We start from the raw sequence: 19,464 nt of genomic DNA, 5'->3' as shown, positions 1-19,464 counted from the left end.
TTGGCCAGTTAAAAAAACAATTGCTTTTTTACTGGAAACTACCAGTTTCCCAGATGATGCCTTTATAATAAGGCGCAAAAGTAGTAAAATTTTTAAATTTCAAAATTAAAAACTTTTTTGTCTGCCCATTAAAAAGCTGATATTTATCAGAAACAAAGGTTTGCAGGAGGAAATATTATTATTGTTTTAATTTGTTAAGAATTAAAATTACATATTTAAGAGAAAGCAGATTAGATGTTTGAATCGTATTGTTACAGAATTACGACATTTTTTTATCGGGTGTCGATCTAAGGCAAATACTGTCCTGATTTTGTTTTATCTTTCAGGTATAGAAACTTAAACTAAAATATTGTGAAAGTAATCGAAACGCATATTGTTCCAGACGGCATAAGCGATATTCGTTTGCAGGATTATGCTCCTTCTGTTTTTGTTTCAATTTCATCTCATCAGGGGATGAAAAAGGCAATAAAGAAGGGAATGGTACTGGTGAATGGAGTTGTTGCAAAAACTGGTTTGTGGGTAGAATCAGGGCAGCGAATTGACATGTGTGATTTGGAATTACCTCCGGCAAAGGTATTTGAATTGGAACTCGAGGTAATTTATGAAGATGAGCATATTGCCGTGATTAATAAACCTGCCGGTATTTCGGTAAGTGGAAATTTATTTCGTACTATACAGAATACTTTGCCGTTTAATTTAAAGCTGTCAACATGTATTGATGCTTTGACGGTTTTTCGTCCGGTTCATCGTTTGGATAATCCTACTTGTGGATTGTTATTGATAGCAAAAACATCCCATGCAATTAAGTGCTTAGGAGCGCAATTCGAAAATAGAACTGTCAGCAAGCAATATACAGCAGTAGTTATAGGCAGTTTGCCTGATAAAGGTAAGGTTGATATGCCCGTTGAAGGTAAGGATGCTGTAAGTTCATTTCAGGTGATTCAAAGAAATAATTCGATTCGCAATCAAACCTTAAATATGGTTCATTTGTTTCCAAAAACGGGAAGAACTCATCAGTTGAGAATTCATATGGCAGGAATGGGAACTCCAATTTTGGGCGATAAACTATATGGAAGTGAAGGTGAGATTTTGCGCAGGAAAGGATTGTTCCTGTGCGCAACAGGGCTTCAGTTTCATCATCCGGTTACAAACGAGAAGATGGATATATCGATAGATCCACCTTATAAGTTCGGCCGTTTTATGGAGATGGAAGAAAAACGATGGAAGAGATACAATGAAGATCTTAATCTCGTGTAATTTTACTCATAGAATGCTTCGATTCCTGGATATCCAAACTTTTTCTTTGCCATTTCAGGAGGAAATATCATATACTGGATTTCGGCTTCAGAGCAGACTTTTCCATTTTCATCCAATATTTCTGCATGAATGTTCGCAAATTTCTTTTCCTGAGAAATTAATTGAGCCCGCACTGTCAGCAATCCTTTATCTGTAAAAGCAGAGCTTCTGAATTTTGCATTTAAGGCTGTGGTTACTCCACTGGTTTGGCATTTTACAAATACTACCCAGCAAGCAATTTCATCAAGAATAGTAGTCTGAACTCCTCCGTGCAATACATTTTTAAAACCCGACAAATGAGCTTTCGGATTCCAGTGAGAGACAATGAAATCGCCGTCTTCGAAGAATTCCATTTGCAAACCCTGCTCATTTTTTGGGGAGCAGCCAAAGCAGTTTCCATTTTCGGTTTCGATATAAGGATTGATTATTTTTTTCATGCTTATTGAATTTGGGGTTCGAAAGTAAGAAAGGATTCTTGAATTGCGAAATTATTGCCGATGTATAAATGAACAAAGCCAAGGAGTATAATGAACTTGTCGCGAAATTCATTTAGCTATCGGTCGTTAAAAACGAAATTTGAGTAATAATTTAATCTCTGATTTTGTGTCGCCTTTGATTTCTGAGTTGCTGGAGCCTATGCTTGTTTGGTTGGAATATTTTGTTTGAGAATATCTTGCGTATAATTTAAGATGCCTGTTTAATTCCCAGTTAAAATTGATATAAAAACGATTTCCTTTTAGATAGTAGGCAGGCACGGAGTAGGCGTAAAGAATGTCATTTTCGTACGCGTAAATTCTCGAATTAAAAGAATCTGTGTCGAATAAAGCGTAACGAAGATTCAGGGAAATAGGTTTGTTCGTAAAGTGATAAATTAAATCCTGATAAAGGAGATAACCATTTTCATTGATATTTTCTTTTTGGTATTGTGAGATTTCAATTCGGTTTCTAATTTCCCAATTCTCATTCAGTTTTGCCGACAAATGAAGACGGTATTGATTTTTCTTCTGGTCGACCAGACTTTTGATAACACCTGAACTGTCATTTTCTGGTTTGCTCTCCTGCTTGTACCTAAAATAAACCGAAACCGAATTGTTAGGAGTAAATTCAAGCTGTGAGAAATATTCATGTCCTTCACTGGGTGAGTTGGCTGAATATCTCAGCCAGGGAAATTGGAACTGATCGTAATAAGCTTTTAGTGTCCATTTTGGATAAGGATGAAATTCGACGCCCATGTAGAAACCTTCTTCGTTTTGAGTTTTACTTTGTTCTGCAAATGCATTCGAGAATAAGGCATGATAATCCGGATCGTATTTTCGGTAGATCAGCTCGAAGTTAAGCTGTGGGTGAGCCTGAATATTTGCCCCTTGCAAAAGTGCCTTGCCTCCGGATTTGCTTTGAGCTATTTCTCCGTATAAGTGTATCGATCGAAATTGAGTTTCGTAGTAAAGACTAATATTACGGTTTTCACTTCCCTTAAAACCGTGAAAATTGTAAGCAACATCGGTTCCTTTTATTTCAGGTGTATGTTTAGATTGCAGAAATGATATTCCCAGTTCTATCTTTTTCAGATTGGCTGATAAATAGGAGCCAAAAATCATTTCTTCTAATTTGTGTTTTTTATCAAATTCGCTGGAATTTCTATGAAAGCCTGTGTTTACAATGCTGGATATAAAAGGTTTTATGGAATCGGATTGAAGAGTGCCGTCTTTCTTTTTGTAGGAGGTGAACAGTGCAAAATTTACATTTTTAAGAGGTGCTAATAGTAACGATATGCCACGATGGAACTGGTTTTCATCAGTAGATTTATAGCTTTTAATTCCTTGAGATTTGTATGCGTTATGGGTTGTTAAAGAGGATTTTCCACCTCCCAATCCAGACCAAATACTCAGTCCTTGTCCAAATTTGATCTGATAATCACCAAGATTTACTCGTTTTAAAATTCCTTTGGAATTGTATTGAATGTAGGCTGAGTAAAAATCGAAACCATTCTTATTTTCTGCTTCAAAAAACGGTTCTCCTTTGTCTTTTTCAGATGTGAAGCCAAAAGAGACATTTTTTTCAGGAGATGTATATTGGTAGCGCGAATAATATTTCCATGGGTTTCCAAGATATCTTGAGTTTGCATTTTCAGTAGTGTAGCCTTTTTCTTCCTCAATTGTTCTTTCGGATTTTAAAAGCAGAATGTGCTTTGCTTTTTTTCTTTTGCTGAGAGTATCTTGTGCCATTTGTTTTAGACTAACAAAAGGAGCAATGGTTCGAATGATTTCCGATGAAAATCCGGGTATTAGCTGTAATTCATAAAGACTAAAGATTTGTCCGGTACTTTCTCTGTATTTAATGAAATTGGTAATTTGATTTTTGTTGAGAATAAACAGCTTATTAAGATCATTTTCATTCGCACTATTTAAATTTATTGGATCAGTTAAAAGGATGTTTAATTCGTCGAGCAGATTTGAGTAATCCAAATCTTCTTCGCTTTGTTCTGCAATTGATTCAATTAAATTTTCAATCAAATCATTTTGTGATGCTGTATTTTGTGATTTGGTTATTAGTGCGCAACAAAGTAAACAAAAGAGGATTATTAAATGTTTTGAGGTATTCATGCGCACAAACTAAAAGGTTATATTGATATCAGCCGAAGGAGTATAACCCAATACCGGATGCCGGGAAAAGGAAATGTTGGCTTTCACAATTTTAAAAGAAAATCCCATTCCCATGCTAATTGAATTCGGATGATTGTAAACTCCGGCGCGTAGGGATATTTTTTCAGTTATTCCGTATTCAATGCCAAATTTGCTTCTCATGTCATGATCCAAATCCTTTTCAATTTCAGAGGTGATAATCGTTTGATCGGACATCTTCCACGAAAGACCAAATCTTGCAGTACAGGGAATTTTATCTTTATAATCTGCAGTGGTGAAATTTGTTTGACTTGGGTTGAAAATATGAAAGCCTAAGTGAATATCAGGAAATATTTCTGCGAGAATTCCAGCTTCGAATGTGTATTTGCTCTGTGATCCGTAGGATTGATTCAATTCTTGTCGGATTTGATCAAATTGCAATCCTGCCCAAAAGTGTTTCCCTAAAGCACGGGAATAAGCGATACCAATTTTGGTTTCTTTATATAGATTAAAACCAAATTGTGTATAAGTCATACTGAAAGTTCCCAGTTGAGTCGGATAGTTAAAATGAAATGCTTTTGTGCTTAGTTCTTTTACTTCAAACCGATTTTCGTAGTACGCTCCAAAAGATTTTTCATCCAATTTTGCCAGTATTGCCTGATTGTGGAAACCTGCCCAAATATCTAATAATGCAACACTTGAATTTCCCATTGCATGCGAGCGGGCACCAGCTAAATGATTTTCATTTGATGCGAATAAATGAATTGGGAGTAAAAGAAGAAGAAGAAGATATGTTTTTTTCATCCTGAGATTATTGTCCAAGTCATAGAAAGAGTAAATGAACACCTTTCCTCTTATGATTATTATTTATTTCGAGAAAACTTTAATGTATTGATACCCTTGAACCTATGAAAAAATATTATTATTGAAAATAGTAATTGTGTAATCTTATAAGCACTGATTGTTTGTTATAAGTAGGATTACATTGTTTAAATGTTAATCAGAATTATATTGGTGGTAAATATAATAAAAAAAACCACAAAACAGAATTATGTTTTGTGGTTTTGTAGTGGTGGGTTTTATTTTGTTTCCTAGTTGGTCTTGAATTCGTATTTGATAGAAGATAATTCTTCGTTCGCTTTAACGATTTTTTCTTTGAGACTTTCTTTAAACGCGATAACATCTTTTTGCAATTCGCTATTCGCTATGGCAAGCATTTGTCCGGCAAGAATACCTGCATTCATAGCACCGTTAATGCCAACTGTTGCAACAGGAATTCCCGGAGGCATTTGAGCAATACTTAAAAGCGCATCCATACCATCTAAGGATGCATTGATTGGTACTCCAATTACCGGTACTGGTGTCATTGCAGCAATTACACCAGGCAGATGTGCTGCCATTCCTGCTCCGGCAATAATGGCTTTTATTCCACGATCGAATGCTCCTTTGGCAAATTTCTCAACTTCTTCAGGTGTTCGGTGAGCAGATAATGCATGAATCTCGAAAGGGATTTTGAAGTCGTTTAAGACTTTGGCGGCTTTTTCCATAACCGGAAGGTCGGATGTACTTCCCATTATGATACTTACTTTTGCTTTCATATGGTTTTATTCGTGGATTTGGTAAATAAAATGACAAAAAATTGTACTTTTGCAGCTAAAATTAAGGAATTGTTTTAATTCCAATGTTACTTGCATCACTTACTATTTTTTCAAGCGTAAAATTGAAAAAAAAATATGTATGTAACACTGTGGAATTGAAACATTTTTTATTTCTGTTTTTTAAGAGTGAGACATATTTATTTTACGATATTTTAGGGCATTGCCTTAAACGCCCGATATTTCAAGGGAAATCTTGTTGGGGGAAATCGGACAACTAAGACAAAAATTGAATCAATGAAAACTGTAAAACTTCTGGATCGAGAATTTAGAGTGTCTATTCCTTCTGAGGATATTGACAATGTAATTGCCGAAATGGCTGAAAAAATGAATAAGGATCTTGCTGGGACAAATCCGTTATTTATTTGTATTTTAAATGGTTCTTTCATGTTTGCATCGGATTTGATGAAGCAGATTACTGTTGAAAATGCTCAGATTACATTTATGAGATTGTCTTCATACGATGGAATGGGAACAACTGGGAAAGTGAAAAAACTAATGGGTTTTACAGAAGATTTAAAAGACAGAACGGTTGTGTTGTTGGAAGATATTGTTGATACAGGAATTACGATCACAAATACACTGGAACAAATTAAAGATTACGAAGCCAAAGAAGTTTTGATTGCAACCATGTTGTTTAAACCAGATGCTTTGATTCGTGATGTGAAATTAAATTACGTAGGTATGGAAATACCGAATGATTTTATTGTTGGAAGAGGATTGGATTACGATGGAATGGGTAGAAACCTTCCGGATGTGTATACTGTAATTGAAAAGTAAATGTTGAACATTGTTTTGTTTGGACCTCCTGGTTCGGGAAAAGGAACTCAATCTAAGTTGCTTCAGAAAAAATATGGGTTGATTCACCTTTCTACAGGCGATGTGTGCAGAGAAGAAATTAAGCTGGCAACACCCGAAGGATTGGAAGCAAAAAGATTGATTGATGGAGGAAATTTTTTTCCGGATAAATTAGCATATCGAATTGTTGAGAAATTTTTAGACAGCAATATCGAAGCAAAGGGTTTTGTATACGATGGCATGCCGCGTCACGAAGGTCAGATTGATGTGTTTGACGGAATGCTTGCTAAAAGGGACAGTGTTGTTGATATAGTTATCGAATTAAAAGTGGAAGAAGAAGAATTAATTCAACGACTTTTAAAAAGAGGAGAATCTTCCGGTCGGCCGGATGATTCAGGAAGAGAAGTAATTGAAAAACGACTTCGGATTTATGAAGATGTTACTGCTCCGATTGCAAAGCGGTATAAAGAAAAGGGTGTGTATCACTCTCTCGATGCAATAGGATCATTAGATGATGTACTTGAACGAATTAGCTTATTGCTGGAAAAATGTTTAACGGGACAATTAGTTCCTGTTGAAGTACAATAGATTAAAAATATATATTATGGCTGGGTCTAATTTTGTTGATTACGTAAAAATATTTTGTCGTTCGGGTGCAGGAGGTGCCGGGTCAACTCACCTTTTCAGGGATAAGTTGACAATGACCGGTGGACCGGATGGTGGTGATGGTGGCCGGGGAGGACATGTTATCATACGTGCAAATAAGCAACTTTGGACTCTGGTGCATTTAAAATACAGTCGTCACGTCTTTTCTGGTGATGGAGGTGATGGTGGGCAGAGCCGAAGTACGGGTAAAGAAGGAGAGGATAAGGTGATTGAAGTACCATTGGGTACTGTTGCCCGCGATGCTGAAACTGGTGAAGTTATTTTTGATGTAACCGAAGATGGCGAAGAGAAAATCTTAGTGAAAGGTGGTCGTGGAGGTCTGGGAAACTGGAATTTCAGATCTTCAACAAATCAAACACCTCGTTATGCTCAAAGCGGAGAAGAAAGAGTGGAACGACCGGTAATACTAGAATTAAAGGTTCTTGCAGATGTTGGTTTAGTTGGTTTTCCAAGCGTAGGTAAATCTACTTTACTTTCCGTAGTATCTGCGGCAAAACCTAAAATTGCTGATTATCCTTTTACCACATTGGTTCCTAATTTAGGTATCGTGTCTTACCGTGACAATCGCTCATTTGTGATGGCAGATATTCCTGGTATTATTGAAGGTGCGCACGAAGGGCGTGGACTTGGATTGCGGTTTTTACGACACATTGAGCGAAATTCAGTTCTTCTGTTTATGGTAGCTGCCGATAGCGACGACATTCATAATGAATACAAAATTCTGTTGAACGAACTAAAACAGTTTAACCCGGAACTTCTGGACAAACAGCGCTTGCTGGCAATTACAAAATCCGATATGTTGGATCAGGAGTTGATTGATGAGATGAAACAGGATTTACCTGAAATACCGCATGTTTTTATTTCTTCAGTGGCTCAAAAAGGACTTACCGAATTAAAAGATATGCTTTGGAAAGCTATTAATGAGTAAAAGCTTTAAATAGCATTAAAATAACTTAGGGCTTCTTTCTCCAATTACTGATGAGAAAGAAGCTTTTTTACATCAGTAATTTTGCCTTGTTTTCGATTCTTCCAGTGTTTATTTTCTTTATTCCTTTGTCTTTTTCTTGATTTAGCAAAACTAAAAAAAGGCAATAGTCAATACAATTAAGTTTTTTAGATTGAATTTTATTTGTGTTTGTTCTGAATTACTGGGTGTTGCAATATCTTTTTTCGTTGATTTTTAGGGAAATAGGAATGGCTTTATTTCCGGAATATTGCTTTAAGTAAGCGCATTTCAACAGGCTGTTGATAAACTACTTCCTAACGAATGGTTCTTTTAACTATATTTGTAAAAACGCGATTTTTCATGACTGCAAAATATTCTGAAGACTCAATCCGTACATTAGATTGGAAAGAACACATTCGCAAACGCCCTGGTATGTATATCGGGAAACTTGGCGATGGATCTTCTCATGATGACGGTATTTATATTTTATTGAAAGAAGTAATTGATAACTCAATTGATGAGTTTGCTATGGGAGTGGGCAAATCAATCGAAGTTAGTATTACAGACAGGAACGTAACTGTTCGTGATTTTGGCCGTGGTATTCCCCTTGGGAAGTTAATTGATGTAACTTCTAAAATGAATACAGGAGCAAAATACGATTCTGAAGTATTTAAAAAATCCGTAGGTCTTAATGGAGTGGGGATAAAGGCCGTAAATGCCTTGTCCGATCAGTTCATTATTGAATCTTTTCGCGAAGGAGAGGTTAAGAAAGCTGTTTTCTCAAGAGGTGTTCTTGTTGAGGAAAATGAAATTGAGCCTACCGAGGAAAAAAATGGTGTGAGAATCGTTTTTCATCCTGACGAGGAGTTGTTTTTAAATTATAGGTTTATTTCTGAATATATTGAAACGTTGCTTAAAAACTACGTTTATCTAAACGCAGGGCTGTCTATTTACTTTAATGGTCAAAGATTCTTTTCGAAGAACGGATTGCTTGATCTTTTGAATGAGAATATGAATTCGGAGGGATTATATGATATCATTCATTTGAAAGGTGAGGATATCGAAGTTGCTATGACCCATGGCAGACAGTATGGCGAAGAGTACTATTCTTTTGTAAACGGACAGCATACAACGCAAGGGGGAACTCACCTTGCTGCATTTAGAGAGGCCTTGGTGAAAGGGATTCGGGATTTTTTTAAAAAGGATTTTGATACATCAGATATCAGGACTTCTATTATATCAGCAATTAGTATTAAAGTACAGGAGCCGGTTTTTGAATCACAAACCAAAACAAAATTAGGTTCTAAAGATATAGGTCCGGAAGGGCCATCTGTTCGGAATTTCATAATGGATTTCGTGACTTCTAATTTGGATAATTATCTGCATAAAAACCCAAGTGTAGCCGAGGCTATTCTCCAGAAAATTATTGAGTCAGAAAAAGAACGAAAGGCCATTTCCGGCATTAAAAAAATTGCCAAAGAACGAGCAAAAACGGCTAGCTTACACAATAAAAAATTACGTGATTGCCGGGTTCATTTCGATTCCAAACACGAACAAAAATCAGAAGCGTCTCTTTTTATTACTGAGGGAGATTCGGCTAGTGGATCAATCACCAAATCCAGAGATGTAAATACCCAGGCTGTTTTTAGTTTAAAAGGGAAACCTTTAAATACATATGGGTTAACGAAAAAGATTGTTTACGAGAATGAAGAATTCAATCTGTTGCAGGCAGCTTTAAACATCGAGGATGGATTGGAAGGTTTACGCTATAACAATGTGATTATTGCAACCGATGCCGATGTGGATGGAATGCATATTCGCTTGTTGTTGATTACTTTCTTTTTGCAGTTTTTCCCTGATGTTGTTAGAAGCGGACATTTGTATATTTTACAAACACCGCTGTTTCGGGTTCGGAATAAAAAAATAACTCATTATTGTTACTCCGAAGAGGAAAGAGTGAAGGCAATGAAAAGTGTTGGTGCTAACCCTGAAATAACCCGATTTAAAGGTTTAGGTGAAATCTCACCAAGTGAATTTAAACACTTTATTGGTAAAGACATCAGGCTTGATCCTGTTGTGATGAAGAAAGATGATTCTGTTCCGGACATGCTGGAATTCTACATGGGGAAAAATACTCCTTTAAGACAAGAATTTATCATCGGTAATCTTCATATTGAAAGAGATGAGCTTTAAGCAAATTTCATCAATCGATTTTTTAGAACTAAATAAACCCAAATACCTCTATGAGTAACGACGAGACAAATGGTATGGAAATCCCAGAGGAAATGGATAATGATGTGAATGGCGTGCACTCCGAAACAATGAGGAATGTGACATATCTTTCCGGGATGTATCAAAATTGGTTTCTGGATTATGCATCCTATGTGATTTTAGAACGAGCTGTACCCTATGTAAATGATGGGTTAAAGCCTGTTCAGCGAAGAATTTTGCATGCCATGAAGCAATTGGATGATGGGCGATACAATAAGGTAGCCAATATTATTGGTAACACCATGCAGTATCATCCTCATGGCGATGCTTCAATTGGCGATGCGCTGGTTCAGCTGGGACAAAAAGATTTGTTGATTGACATGCAGGGAAACTGGGGGAATATCCTTACCGGTGATTCTGCTGCCGCACCAAGATATATTGAAGCACGTTTATCTAAATTTGCTTTGGAGGTTCTTTTTAATCCAAAAACAACCAATTGGAAACAATCTTACGACGGGCGTAACAAAGAACCAATTACGCTTCCGGTAAAATTTCCATTATTATTGGCGCAAGGGGTAGAAGGTATTGCAGTTGGGCTGGCATCCAAAATTTTACCGCATAATTTCAACGAATTAATTGATGCTTGTGTGTCCTACCTGAGTGGTGAGGAGTTTGAACTTTATCCGGATTTCCCAACAGCTGGATTGGTTGAAGTAAGCCGTTACAATGATGGTTTGCGTGGTGGTGCGGTGAAAGTGAGAGCTAGAATTGAAAAGTTCGATAACCGGACTCTTAAAATAACTGAAATTCCATTTGGAAAAACAACATCAAGCGTAATTGAATCCATTATCAAAGCAAATGATAAAGGGAAAATTAAGATCAAAAAGATTGATGACAATACGGCTGAATTTGTAGAAATCCAGATTCATTTGGCCAATGGTATTTCTTCTGATAATACCATTGATGCTCTTTATGCTTTTACAGATTGTGAAATTTCCATTTCTCCCAATGCATGTATTGTTGAGAATGATAAACCGAAATTTATTGGCGTTGCTGAAATTTTAAGACGCGCTGCCGATAATACGGTTGCTTTACTGAAACTCGAGCTTGAAATACGCAAAAATGAACTCGAAGAGTCGTGGCATTATGCTTCTTTGGAGCGAATTTTTATTGAAAACAGAATCTATCGGGACATTGAGGAGTGTGAAACATGGGAAGAGGTTATTGAAACCATCGATACTGGTTTAAAACCCTTTACGGCAAACTTAATGCGTGCTGTAACCCGTGATGATGTTGTACGGTTGACTGAGATTAAAATTAAAAGAATTTCTAAATTCGATATTAATAAAGCCAAGGATTTTATTCAATCTATTGAAGATGAGATTGCGGAAATCGAAGTTCATCTGGCCAATATTATTCCTTTCACAATCAGGTACTATAAATCCATAAAGAAGAAATATGGAATTGGACGGGAAAGAAAAACTGAAATCAGAAGTTTCGAAAATATTGTAGCAACCAAAGTAGTGGTTGCCAACGAAAAATTATACGTTAACAGAGAGGAAGGCTTTATTGGAACAGGTCTGAAGAAGGATGAGTACATCTGTGATTGTTCTGATATCGATGATATTATTGTGATTAGAAAAGACGGTACTTATTTTGTGACCAAGGTTGCTGATAAGTGTTTTGTTGGAAAGAACCTGTTGCACATAGCAGTGTTCAGAAAGAACGATAAAAGAACTATTTATAATGTAGCTTATCGGGATGGAAAAGCTGGAAACTCTTACGTAAAACGTTTTTCTGTTACCAGTATTACTCGTGACAAGGAGTACGATATCACCAAATCTACAGATGGTTCTCGAATTCTGTATTTTAGTGCGAATCCAAACGGGGAGGCTGAAGTTGTTCGTGTAGTTTTAAAACCAAAACCTCGTTTGAAAAAAACAGTATTTGAATTTGATTTTGCAGAATTGGCTGTCAAAGGACGTGCTTCAATGGGGAATATATTATCCAGAAATGACGTTCATAAGATTACTCTGAAACAAGAAGGGGTTTCTACTTTGGGAGGACGAAAAATATGGTTTGATCCAGATGTTTTACGTATAAATACAGACCAAAGAGGTGATTTTATTGGTGAATTTACAGGAGATGACAAAATTCTTGTTGTAACAAGAGCATCATCATTTCATTTTACAAGCTTCGATTTAAGCAATCACTATCCTGATAATATCAGTATTATTGAAAAATACGACGATGAAAAAATTTGGTCTGCTGTCTTTTTTGATGCTGATCAGGATTATTACTACCTAAAACGCTTTACCATGGAAGGAAATGGCAAAGAGGTAAGTTTCTTAGGTGAAAATCCTGCTAACAGACTGGTTTGCTTAACCGATGAGCAGTATCCAAGATTCGAAATTTCATATGGAGGTAAAAATGAAGACCGGCCTAATGAAATTGTAGATGGAAATGAGTTTATTGGTGTGAAATCATACAAAGCAAGAGGAAAAAGATTATCGGTTTACGAAGTATCTGAAATAAAAGAAATTGAACCTTTACCTCGCGAAGAGGAAGATGAAAATATTGAAGATGTTGAAGGCGTTGAGGTTGATGATAACGCTGAAAATAATCAAGATTAATTTTCTTTTCAGCGAATTCTTATTCCTTGATTTATTTAAAATTTTGCAATGAAGATTTTTTTGATTGGATATATGGGCTGTGGTAAATCACGCTGGGGTAAAATGATTGCGGCTCATTATGGTTTTCGATTTGCTGATCTTGATACTCTGATTGAAAAGAGAGAGAATTTAACGATCCCGGAAATTTTCGAAAAATTCGGAGAATCAGGTTTTCGGCAACGGGAACATGATGCATTGAAGTCAATTTCTGATACAGAAAATCTTATTGTAGCTACCGGAGGCGGAGCTCCATGTTTCAACAACAACATGGAGGAGATGAATCGCTTGGGGGTTACTTTGTTTATCGAATGCAGTCCTTCGTTGCTTCGGGAGCGAATTACGAACTCAGATACCGAGCGTCCTTTAGTGAAAAATTTTTCTCAGGATGAACTTCTGGACTACATAGTAAGCCATTTAAAGACCAGAATGCCTTTTTATGAAAAGGCACAGTATAAAATGGTCTCTGGTAACCTGGAATTAGAAGACTTTATCGTAATTCTGGATCCAATTATAAATCCGTAAGTTGAGGAATTTCAAAATCATTCAAACTACCAAGAACTTTATTTGCGATTATAAACTTGTCAAGATTATAGGCATCTTTCTCAGGAACTGCAATGCATTTCATACCTGCAGCAAGAGCAGAGATTACACCATTTAAAGAATCTTCGAAAACTAAACATTCTGAAGGGTGAATGCCGAGTAATTCCGCTGTTGTTATAAAAACCTGTGGATGTGGTTTTCCATACTTTTCAAATTCGGCCGAATGAATCACTTCGAAATAATCTTGAAGTTGTAGTTTTTCCAAAACAGCTGAGATAATTTTCATTTTCGAGGATGAGGCAAGTCCAATTTTAAAGGAAGCCTGCTGTAAATTCTCCAGAGTTTTATTCACGCCATCCAAACAAGCTCCTTTTTCCAATACCAAACGAATAACATTTTCAACAATATCTTCTGTAACTTTCTCTTTCGAAACATGATTCCAGGGCGTCATTTTATACATCACTTCAACTACCTCGTCTATTCTTTTTCCCATGAACTGTTCAAACATTTTATTGTTAACATCAAGTCCAAGTGAAGAGAATACTTTTGTTTCACTCTCCTGCCAGAATGGTTCGGAATTTATCAAAAGACCATCCATATCAAAAATTACTGCTTTAATCATAGTTACATTTTACATTTAGCTTGCAAAAATACTTATTTTAAGTATACGATAGAGAAGAGCGCAATCACATCTGATTATTTACTGTTAATAATTGTTAAATCGCTAACAGTTCAGTTGGATAGATGGGCTTTTTTCTAAATTTGTTAGATACAATTAGATTTTTCGTATATGGATATTGTTGTTGAACATCTTACCAAAAGATATGGTCCTCAAAAGGCTGTTGATAATGTATCTTTTCGTGTGAAAGCAGGAGAGGTTTTAGGTTTTTTGGGTCCTAACGGAGCAGGAAAAACCACTACCATGAAAGCAATGGCATGTTTTATTAAACCTGAAGAAGGAGACATATTGGTTGGTGGTTACTCTATTCATGATCATCCCGAAATCATAAAGAAAAATATTGGATATCTGGCCGAAAATAATCCATTGTATCAGGAAATGAACATTATCGATTTTCTGGAATTCATTGCGAAAATTCATGGGATACCTAAATATCTTATTCCTGAAAGGATATTGGATATGATTCGGACATGTGGTTTAGAGGGGGAGAAACACAAATTAATTGGTGAGCTGTCAAAAGGTTATCAGCAAAGAGTAGGGTTGGCGCAGGCTTTAATTCATGATCCGGATATCTTAATTCTTGATGAGCCGACAACAGGACTTGATCCAAATCAGATTGTTGAGATTCGGGAGCTTATTAAGCGTATTGGAAAGGAAAAAACGGTTATCTTAAGTTCTCATATTTTAGCTGAGGTTGAAGCCACCTGCGATCGTATTTTAATCATTAATAATGGTAGAATTGTTGTGGACGGAACCGCTGCAGAATTAAGGAAGCAGGCCCAGGGAAATGAAATTCTGAAATTGGGAGTGCAAGGAGGTGATATTGATCACATCTTTGAGTCCTTATTTGAGATTGAAACCATCGATTCTATTGATATTATTGATGTTGATAAACAATTGTTTGAGATCCAGTCTTTGCCCAATACAACATCAGTTAAAGCAATATTTGATACTTGTGTTCGAAATAATTATTACATTACTGAGCTGACCCCTACAGAAAAAAAACTGGAGGATATATTTCGGATATTAACCCTTCATTAGATCTTTATGAAACAGATTTTGCACATTGCCAGCCGAGAGCTAAGCACTTTTTTTGATTCATTAACAGCTTATGTATTGATCGTTATTTTTTTAGGATTTAGTGGTTTTTTTACATGGATTTACGGGGCTGATGTCTTTTTTGTAGGGCAAGCTAATCTCAATACATTTTTTACTGTTGCATACTGGAGTTTGTTTATTTTTATTCCGGCTCTTACTATGCGTTCAATTGCCGGGGAATTAAAGGCAGGAACACTTGAGCTCCTTCTTACTAAACCCGTTAGCGATTGGCAATTAATTTTTGGTAAGTTTTTATCCACTTTACTGTTAATTGCAATAGCACTGGCTCCGACAGTAATTTATTATTTCACTTTATGGGCAATTGGTCCGGTAGATCATTCGGCAATTTTGTTGGGATACGTGGGCTTATTGCTTATGAGTATGGTTTATATTAGTATTGGATTGCTTGCCTCCTGTATTGCTTCCAATCCAATAATTGCATCTTTAGCAGCCTTGTCAATAGGTATTTTTTTTCACATTATTTTTGATGTGTTGGCTTCTAACTTTGTAGGTCTCATTGGGAGTTTCTTTAGTTATTTGAGTCTTTCAACTCATTTCGAATCGATTTCAAGAGGTGTTGTTGATACAAAAGATCTGATTTATTTTTTCTCTCTTGTGTTTTTCTGTCTTTTTACGTCAAAAATGATTTTATCAAATCGTAATCTGTAAATCCTGATTTATGACTAAAAGAAAAAATATAATATATAGCAGCTTAGTTGTAGCAGGGATTTTAATTATCCTGAATTTTATTTCTTCGGTTTTTTTCTTTCGAGCTGATTTTACCGAGGATAAGAGATATACATTGGATCGTTCAACCAAACGCATTTTAAGAGAGGTGGAGACACCTATTATAATAACTTTGTATGTGTCTGATAATCTACCTCCGGACGTTAACAGGACGGTACAGGATCTGAAAAATCTTTTAACAGAATATAATAATTACAGTAAGAAGAAAATTGATTTTGAATTTATCAACCCCAATGCGAATGAGGAGTTGGAGCAAGAGGCCATCGAGGCTGGGATCAATCCGGTGCCGTTGGAAGTTCGGGAAAAGGATCAGATTAAAGTGCAAAGGATCTTTTTGGGAATGTCTATTCAAGTTGGAGATAAGTCAGAAATTATTCCATTAATTAAACCTGGAATAGTTATGGAATATACTTTGTCTACCTTAATTAAAAGACTAACTATTAAGGATAAACCTAAAATTGGCTACATTGTTGGACACGGTGAGCCTGCACTTGGAAAATTGGAACAGGCCATTGCTGAATTATCCGTTTTGTACGATGTTAAGCAGATTCATTTGTTATCTGAGCCTGATCTTTCGGAATACAAGTCTTTGATGTTAATTGGGCCCATGGCAACCATTTCATCAACACAATTATCACGACTGGATAAATATTTAGCTGGCGGAGGGAATCTATTTATAGCTATCGAGCGGGTAAACGGCATGTTGAATGATGGAATTGGTGTTTCGGTGAATACCGGTTTGGAAACATGGTTGCAAACCAAAGGCTTATATGTAGATGATTCTTTTATTGTTGATAAAAAATGTGGAACCGTAACAGTTCAGCAGCAAGGATATTTTTCCTATCCACAGCAAATTAATTTTCCTTTTTTACCTGTGATATCAAAATTTTCAAACCATACTATTACAGATGGTATAGAAACAGTTGTGTTGCAGTTTGCAAGCCCAATTAGTTTCATGGGTGATAGTACGATGAATTATCAGCCACTTGCCTTTACATCCGACATTTCGGGGAAATTAAAAGCACCAATTAGTTTTAATATTGGAAGAATATGGCGTGCGCAGGATTTTCTTTATCCGGATTTAACCGTTGCGGCAACAATAAGAGGAAATATGGGTGGTGAAAAAGAAGCGCGAATTTGTGTTGTAGGTGATGGAAATTTTATTGTAAATGGTTTAGGTGCCAGTAAAATTGCAATTCAGAGAGATAATATTAATTTTTTAGCGAATGCGGTAGATTGGCTAAGTGATGATACCGGATTGATGTCGCTAAGAACAAAAGGCGTTTCTTCACGCCCAATAAAAGAAATTACCGATGCCAGAGTTTTCTTTTTGAAGTATCTTAATTTTTTACTTCCCCTTGTGCTAATAATTGCATATGGTTTGTTCCGTTTTGAAAGAAGACGAAGGAAGAGAACTAAAAGAATGAAACCTGGTTTTATAAAGTAGAACGGGTGTAGGAAGAGTTGTTTTATCCCGGCTTCTGGCAATTCCGGGAAAGAATATACCAGAAGCTTATTAGCATATCAATAAATCGGGATAAATGAATCAGGTTGAGCCTGATTTTATTTATTAATTGCAATTTAATTATATATTCCATTCCGATCAAAATTTTTTGATTAATGTTTGGATTTTTTGTTATAGTAAAAATGTTGTTGGTCTGTAAAATATGGATGTACAGCACTTTTTATTAGTGTTATTTAAAAGGAATTAAAATAAAGACATCTAATCGTTGTTAATAAAACATTTAGTATTGTTAATAATATAGCATAAAAAAAACGAAGCAATTACTTCGTTTTTTTTATATTGTTTTAATTGGATTAATTTTTAGCTTTTGGGTTGAATCTTTAATTTTTGCCCCACCTTAAGACTTCCATCATCTTTTATATTATTAATTTTCATAATGTCGGAGTTGGAAATGCCCGGAAATTTCTTGGCAATAGTCCAGAAGTTGTCACCTCTTTTCACTGTATAGTAAATGTATGATCCGTTACTGTTAGCAGTTGAAGTTGATTTCGCTGTGGTTTGTGTTGTTGATGCAACTGTTTTTCCTAATGTAGCTTGTTTTTGACTGTAACTCATTGTATTGAAGCTATTATAATAGGATTCTTTTCCTTTAGGGACATACAGCACTAGTTTTTGGCCAACTTTAATTAAGTTTCTTCTTACGTTATTCCAATATCTAAGATCCGACGTTCGAACATGAAACCAGGAAGCAATAAGTCCTATAGCATCACCCGATTTTACTTTGTAATACACCTTAGCTTTATTCTTTGGAGTAACATGGGCAAACTTTTGGTAACGGTCATTGGGATTTACCACCTTATCTTTCATGCTAAAATAATACTCCTTTTTGTAAGCAAAAATGGAGTCTTGATTATCGATAAATTTTGCTGTGTATTGCAGTGGTATTTTTAATGCGTAGCCGTTTTTACTTGCAGGAATAATATCTGCTCTGTATTGAGGGTTTAATTCTCTTAATTGTTCTTTTGAAATGTTGATTACATTAGCGACCTGATCAAAGTGAAGTTGTTCATTAATTAGCAGCGTGTCGCATGCAACGGGTAAATTAGATGGCTGCGGGAATAACTGATGCTCTTTGTGATAATTAAAAGTATAAAGAGCGGCTATAAATGCAGGTACATATCCTCTTGTTTCTTTTGGTAAATGAAAATAGATATCCCAATAGTTTTTCTTACCGCCACTTCGTCTGATTGCTTTATTCACATTACCCGGTCCACAGTTGTAAGCAGCAATTACCAAATGCCAATTTCCGTAAACCCGGTACATATCCTTCAAATATTTTACTGCCGCATAACTGGCTTTTACAGGATCTCTTCGCTCATCAATAAAAGTATTAATGTCAAGCTTATACATTCGCCCGGTTCCATACATAAATTGCCATAAACCACTAGCTCCGGCTCTGGATAGTGCTTTTGGATTCAAAGCCGATTCGATGATGGGTAAGTATTTTAATTCCTGAGGCAGGCCTTCTTTGTCCAAAATCTCTTCGATAATCGGGAAGTAGTATTCCGACAATCCCATCATCATTTCTACCTGAGATCTTCTTTTTTGCGAATATAGTTCAATGTAGTTTCGAACGATTTTATTGTAGGATAAATCGATTAAAGAAGGAATTTGTTCCAATCGTTTGATATAAACGGAATCTGGAATTTTTTCTGTTTGAACCGAAATAGAGCCCTGATTGTATTTTTTTGTTTTAAACGTGTTTTTTGCGTACCACGAATAAAGCAGACTGTCTAAGTTGTTTGAGAAAGTTGTATTGATACTGTCATTTAAATCCCAGCGAACATCAACAGGATTAATTTTCAGAAAATCCAAAGAGTCCTTTTCAGTTTCCTCAATTACATTTTCTGCAACTTTCGATAAGGTGTCAATTTCAGAAAGAGTTACTTGTTTAATTTCAGATTCTGTCTTGAGTGTTTGTTCTGGACCTGCCGGTTTGATGGTGCCGCAAGCAAATGCTGTCCCTAAAAAAATAAGGGGTAAAATATATTGTTTTCTTTTCATCATTGT

The 19,464-nt window shown here is 35.9% G+C and carries 16 protein-coding genes; 10 read left to right on the top strand and 6 right to left on the bottom strand.

Annotated elements, in window-relative coordinates:
• Positions 1 to 351 precede the first annotated feature (351 nt).
• Positions 352 to 1,257 carry an RluA family pseudouridine synthase gene (locus GQR60_RS08795; protein WP_124992557.1) on the top strand — a complete coding sequence of 302 codons (906 nt, stop codon included), beginning with the start codon at positions 352 to 354 and terminating at the stop codon, positions 1,255 to 1,257.
• A gap of 2 nt (positions 1,258 to 1,259) precedes the next feature.
• Here GQR60_RS08795 and GQR60_RS08790 read toward each other — a convergent pair whose 3' ends face one another.
• The 4 genes from GQR60_RS08790 to purE form a co-directional block, all read right to left on the bottom strand.
• On the bottom strand, positions 1,260 to 1,733 hold the full coding sequence (locus GQR60_RS08790) for a PaaI family thioesterase (protein ID WP_124992556.1): 474 nt from the start codon (positions 1,731 to 1,733) through the stop codon (positions 1,260 to 1,262).
• A 126-nt stretch (positions 1,734 to 1,859) separates the two neighbouring features.
• Positions 1,860 to 3,809 (bottom strand): helix-hairpin-helix domain-containing protein, encoded by a 1,950-nt coding sequence (locus GQR60_RS08785; protein ID WP_160463446.1) that lies wholly within the window; start codon positions 3,807 to 3,809, stop codon positions 1,860 to 1,862.
• A 99-nt stretch (positions 3,810 to 3,908) separates the two neighbouring features.
• A complete protein-coding gene (locus GQR60_RS08780; protein ID WP_124992554.1) occupies positions 3,909 to 4,721 on the bottom strand; it encodes a PorV/PorQ family protein in 813 nt (270 codons plus the stop codon).
• Between the two features lie 287 nt (positions 4,722 to 5,008).
• Complete coding sequence (gene purE, locus GQR60_RS08775) at positions 5,009 to 5,515, bottom strand: 5-(carboxyamino)imidazole ribonucleotide mutase (RefSeq protein WP_124992553.1); 507 nt, start codon at positions 5,513 to 5,515, stop codon at positions 5,009 to 5,011.
• A gap of 294 nt (positions 5,516 to 5,809) precedes the next feature.
• Here purE and hpt point away from each other — a divergent pair, with 294 nt between their 5' ends.
• From hpt to GQR60_RS08745, 6 genes are all read left to right on the top strand, one after another.
• A complete protein-coding gene (gene hpt, locus GQR60_RS08770; protein ID WP_101308041.1) occupies positions 5,810 to 6,352 on the top strand; it encodes a hypoxanthine phosphoribosyltransferase in 543 nt (180 codons plus the stop codon).
• Complete coding sequence (locus tag GQR60_RS08765) at positions 6,353 to 6,958, top strand: adenylate kinase (protein WP_124992552.1); 606 nt, start codon at positions 6,353 to 6,355, stop codon at positions 6,956 to 6,958.
• A 16-nt stretch (positions 6,959 to 6,974) separates the two neighbouring features.
• On the top strand, positions 6,975 to 7,964 hold the full coding sequence (gene obgE / locus GQR60_RS08760; RefSeq protein WP_101308043.1) for a GTPase ObgE: 990 nt from the start codon (positions 6,975 to 6,977) through the stop codon (positions 7,962 to 7,964).
• Positions 7,965 to 8,342: 378 nt separating this feature from the next.
• On the top strand, positions 8,343 to 10,175 hold the full coding sequence (locus GQR60_RS08755; RefSeq protein WP_124992551.1) for a DNA topoisomerase IV subunit B: 1,833 nt from the start codon (positions 8,343 to 8,345) through the stop codon (positions 10,173 to 10,175).
• A gap of 50 nt (positions 10,176 to 10,225) precedes the next feature.
• Entirely contained in the window at positions 10,226 to 12,826 is a 2,601-nt protein-coding gene (locus GQR60_RS08750) for a DNA gyrase/topoisomerase IV subunit A (protein ID WP_124992550.1), read from the top strand.
• A 48-nt stretch (positions 12,827 to 12,874) separates the two neighbouring features.
• Complete coding sequence (locus GQR60_RS08745) at positions 12,875 to 13,387, top strand: shikimate kinase (protein WP_124992549.1); 513 nt, start codon at positions 12,875 to 12,877, stop codon at positions 13,385 to 13,387.
• Here the strand turns inward: GQR60_RS08745 and hxpB are convergent.
• Positions 13,374 to 14,027 (bottom strand): hexitol phosphatase HxpB, encoded by a 654-nt coding sequence (gene hxpB, locus GQR60_RS08740; protein WP_124992548.1) that lies wholly within the window; start codon positions 14,025 to 14,027, stop codon positions 13,374 to 13,376. The two genes, GQR60_RS08745 and hxpB, sit on opposite strands and share 14 nt — an antisense overlap.
• Positions 14,028 to 14,195: 168 nt before the next feature.
• On the opposite strand from hxpB, the gene GQR60_RS08735 reads away from it, so the two are divergent.
• From GQR60_RS08735 to GQR60_RS08725, 3 genes are read left to right on the top strand one after another with little or no spacing between them, the layout of a single operon-like run.
• The gene (locus GQR60_RS08735; RefSeq protein ID WP_101308048.1) at positions 14,196 to 15,125 is read left to right on the top strand and encodes an ABC transporter ATP-binding protein; all 930 of its coding nucleotides are present in this window, start codon (positions 14,196 to 14,198) and stop codon (positions 15,123 to 15,125) included.
• Positions 15,126 to 15,131: 6 nt separating this feature from the next.
• The gene (locus GQR60_RS08730) at positions 15,132 to 15,851 is read left to right on the top strand and encodes an ABC transporter permease subunit (RefSeq protein WP_124992547.1); all 720 of its coding nucleotides are present in this window, start codon (positions 15,132 to 15,134) and stop codon (positions 15,849 to 15,851) included.
• Between the two features lie 10 nt (positions 15,852 to 15,861).
• Positions 15,862 to 17,376, top strand: a complete 1,515-nt coding sequence (locus tag GQR60_RS08725) for a GldG family protein (RefSeq protein ID WP_124992546.1) — start codon at positions 15,862 to 15,864, stop codon at positions 17,374 to 17,376.
• Between the two features lie 378 nt (positions 17,377 to 17,754).
• Here GQR60_RS08725 and GQR60_RS08720 read toward each other — a convergent pair whose 3' ends face one another.
• On the bottom strand, positions 17,755 to 19,458 hold the full coding sequence (locus tag GQR60_RS08720) for a lytic transglycosylase domain-containing protein (protein ID WP_124992545.1): 1,704 nt from the start codon (positions 19,456 to 19,458) through the stop codon (positions 17,755 to 17,757).
• Between the last annotated feature and the right edge of the window lie 6 nt (positions 19,459 to 19,464).

Source organism: Labilibaculum euxinicum (genome assembly GCF_009795715.1).
GTDB classification, from domain to species: domain Bacteria; phylum Bacteroidota; class Bacteroidia; order Bacteroidales; family Marinifilaceae; genus Labilibaculum; species Labilibaculum euxinus.
This window is presented reverse-complemented; position numbering and strand designations above follow the sequence as displayed.

Coding starts and splice junctions, on each gene's coding strand:
- GQR60_RS08790 (WP_124992556.1), bottom strand. CDS start 1,733: ATGAAAAAAATAATCAATCCTTATATCGAAACCGAAAATGGAAACTGC.
- GQR60_RS08780 (WP_124992554.1), bottom strand. CDS start 4,721: ATGAAAAAAACATATCTTCTTCTTCTTCTTTTACTCCCAATTCATTTA.
- purE (WP_124992553.1), bottom strand. CDS start 5,515: ATGAAAGCAAAAGTAAGTATCATAATGGGAAGTACATCCGACCTTCCG.
- hpt (WP_101308041.1), top strand. CDS start 5,810: ATGAAAACTGTAAAACTTCTGGATCGAGAATTTAGAGTGTCTATTCCT.
- GQR60_RS08765 (WP_124992552.1), top strand. CDS start 6,353: ATGTTGAACATTGTTTTGTTTGGACCTCCTGGTTCGGGAAAAGGAACT.
- obgE (WP_101308043.1), top strand. CDS start 6,975: ATGGCTGGGTCTAATTTTGTTGATTACGTAAAAATATTTTGTCGTTCG.
- GQR60_RS08755 (WP_124992551.1), top strand. CDS start 8,343: ATGACTGCAAAATATTCTGAAGACTCAATCCGTACATTAGATTGGAAA.
- GQR60_RS08750 (WP_124992550.1), top strand. CDS start 10,226: ATGAGTAACGACGAGACAAATGGTATGGAAATCCCAGAGGAAATGGAT.
- GQR60_RS08745 (WP_124992549.1), top strand. CDS start 12,875: ATGAAGATTTTTTTGATTGGATATATGGGCTGTGGTAAATCACGCTGG.
- hxpB (WP_124992548.1), bottom strand. CDS start 14,027: ATGATTAAAGCAGTAATTTTTGATATGGATGGTCTTTTGATAAATTCC.
- GQR60_RS08735 (WP_101308048.1), top strand. CDS start 14,196: ATGGATATTGTTGTTGAACATCTTACCAAAAGATATGGTCCTCAAAAG.
- GQR60_RS08730 (WP_124992547.1), top strand. CDS start 15,132: ATGAAACAGATTTTGCACATTGCCAGCCGAGAGCTAAGCACTTTTTTT.
- GQR60_RS08725 (WP_124992546.1), top strand. CDS start 15,862: ATGACTAAAAGAAAAAATATAATATATAGCAGCTTAGTTGTAGCAGGG.
- GQR60_RS08720 (WP_124992545.1), bottom strand. CDS start 19,458: ATGAAAAGAAAACAATATATTTTACCCCTTATTTTTTTAGGGACAGCA.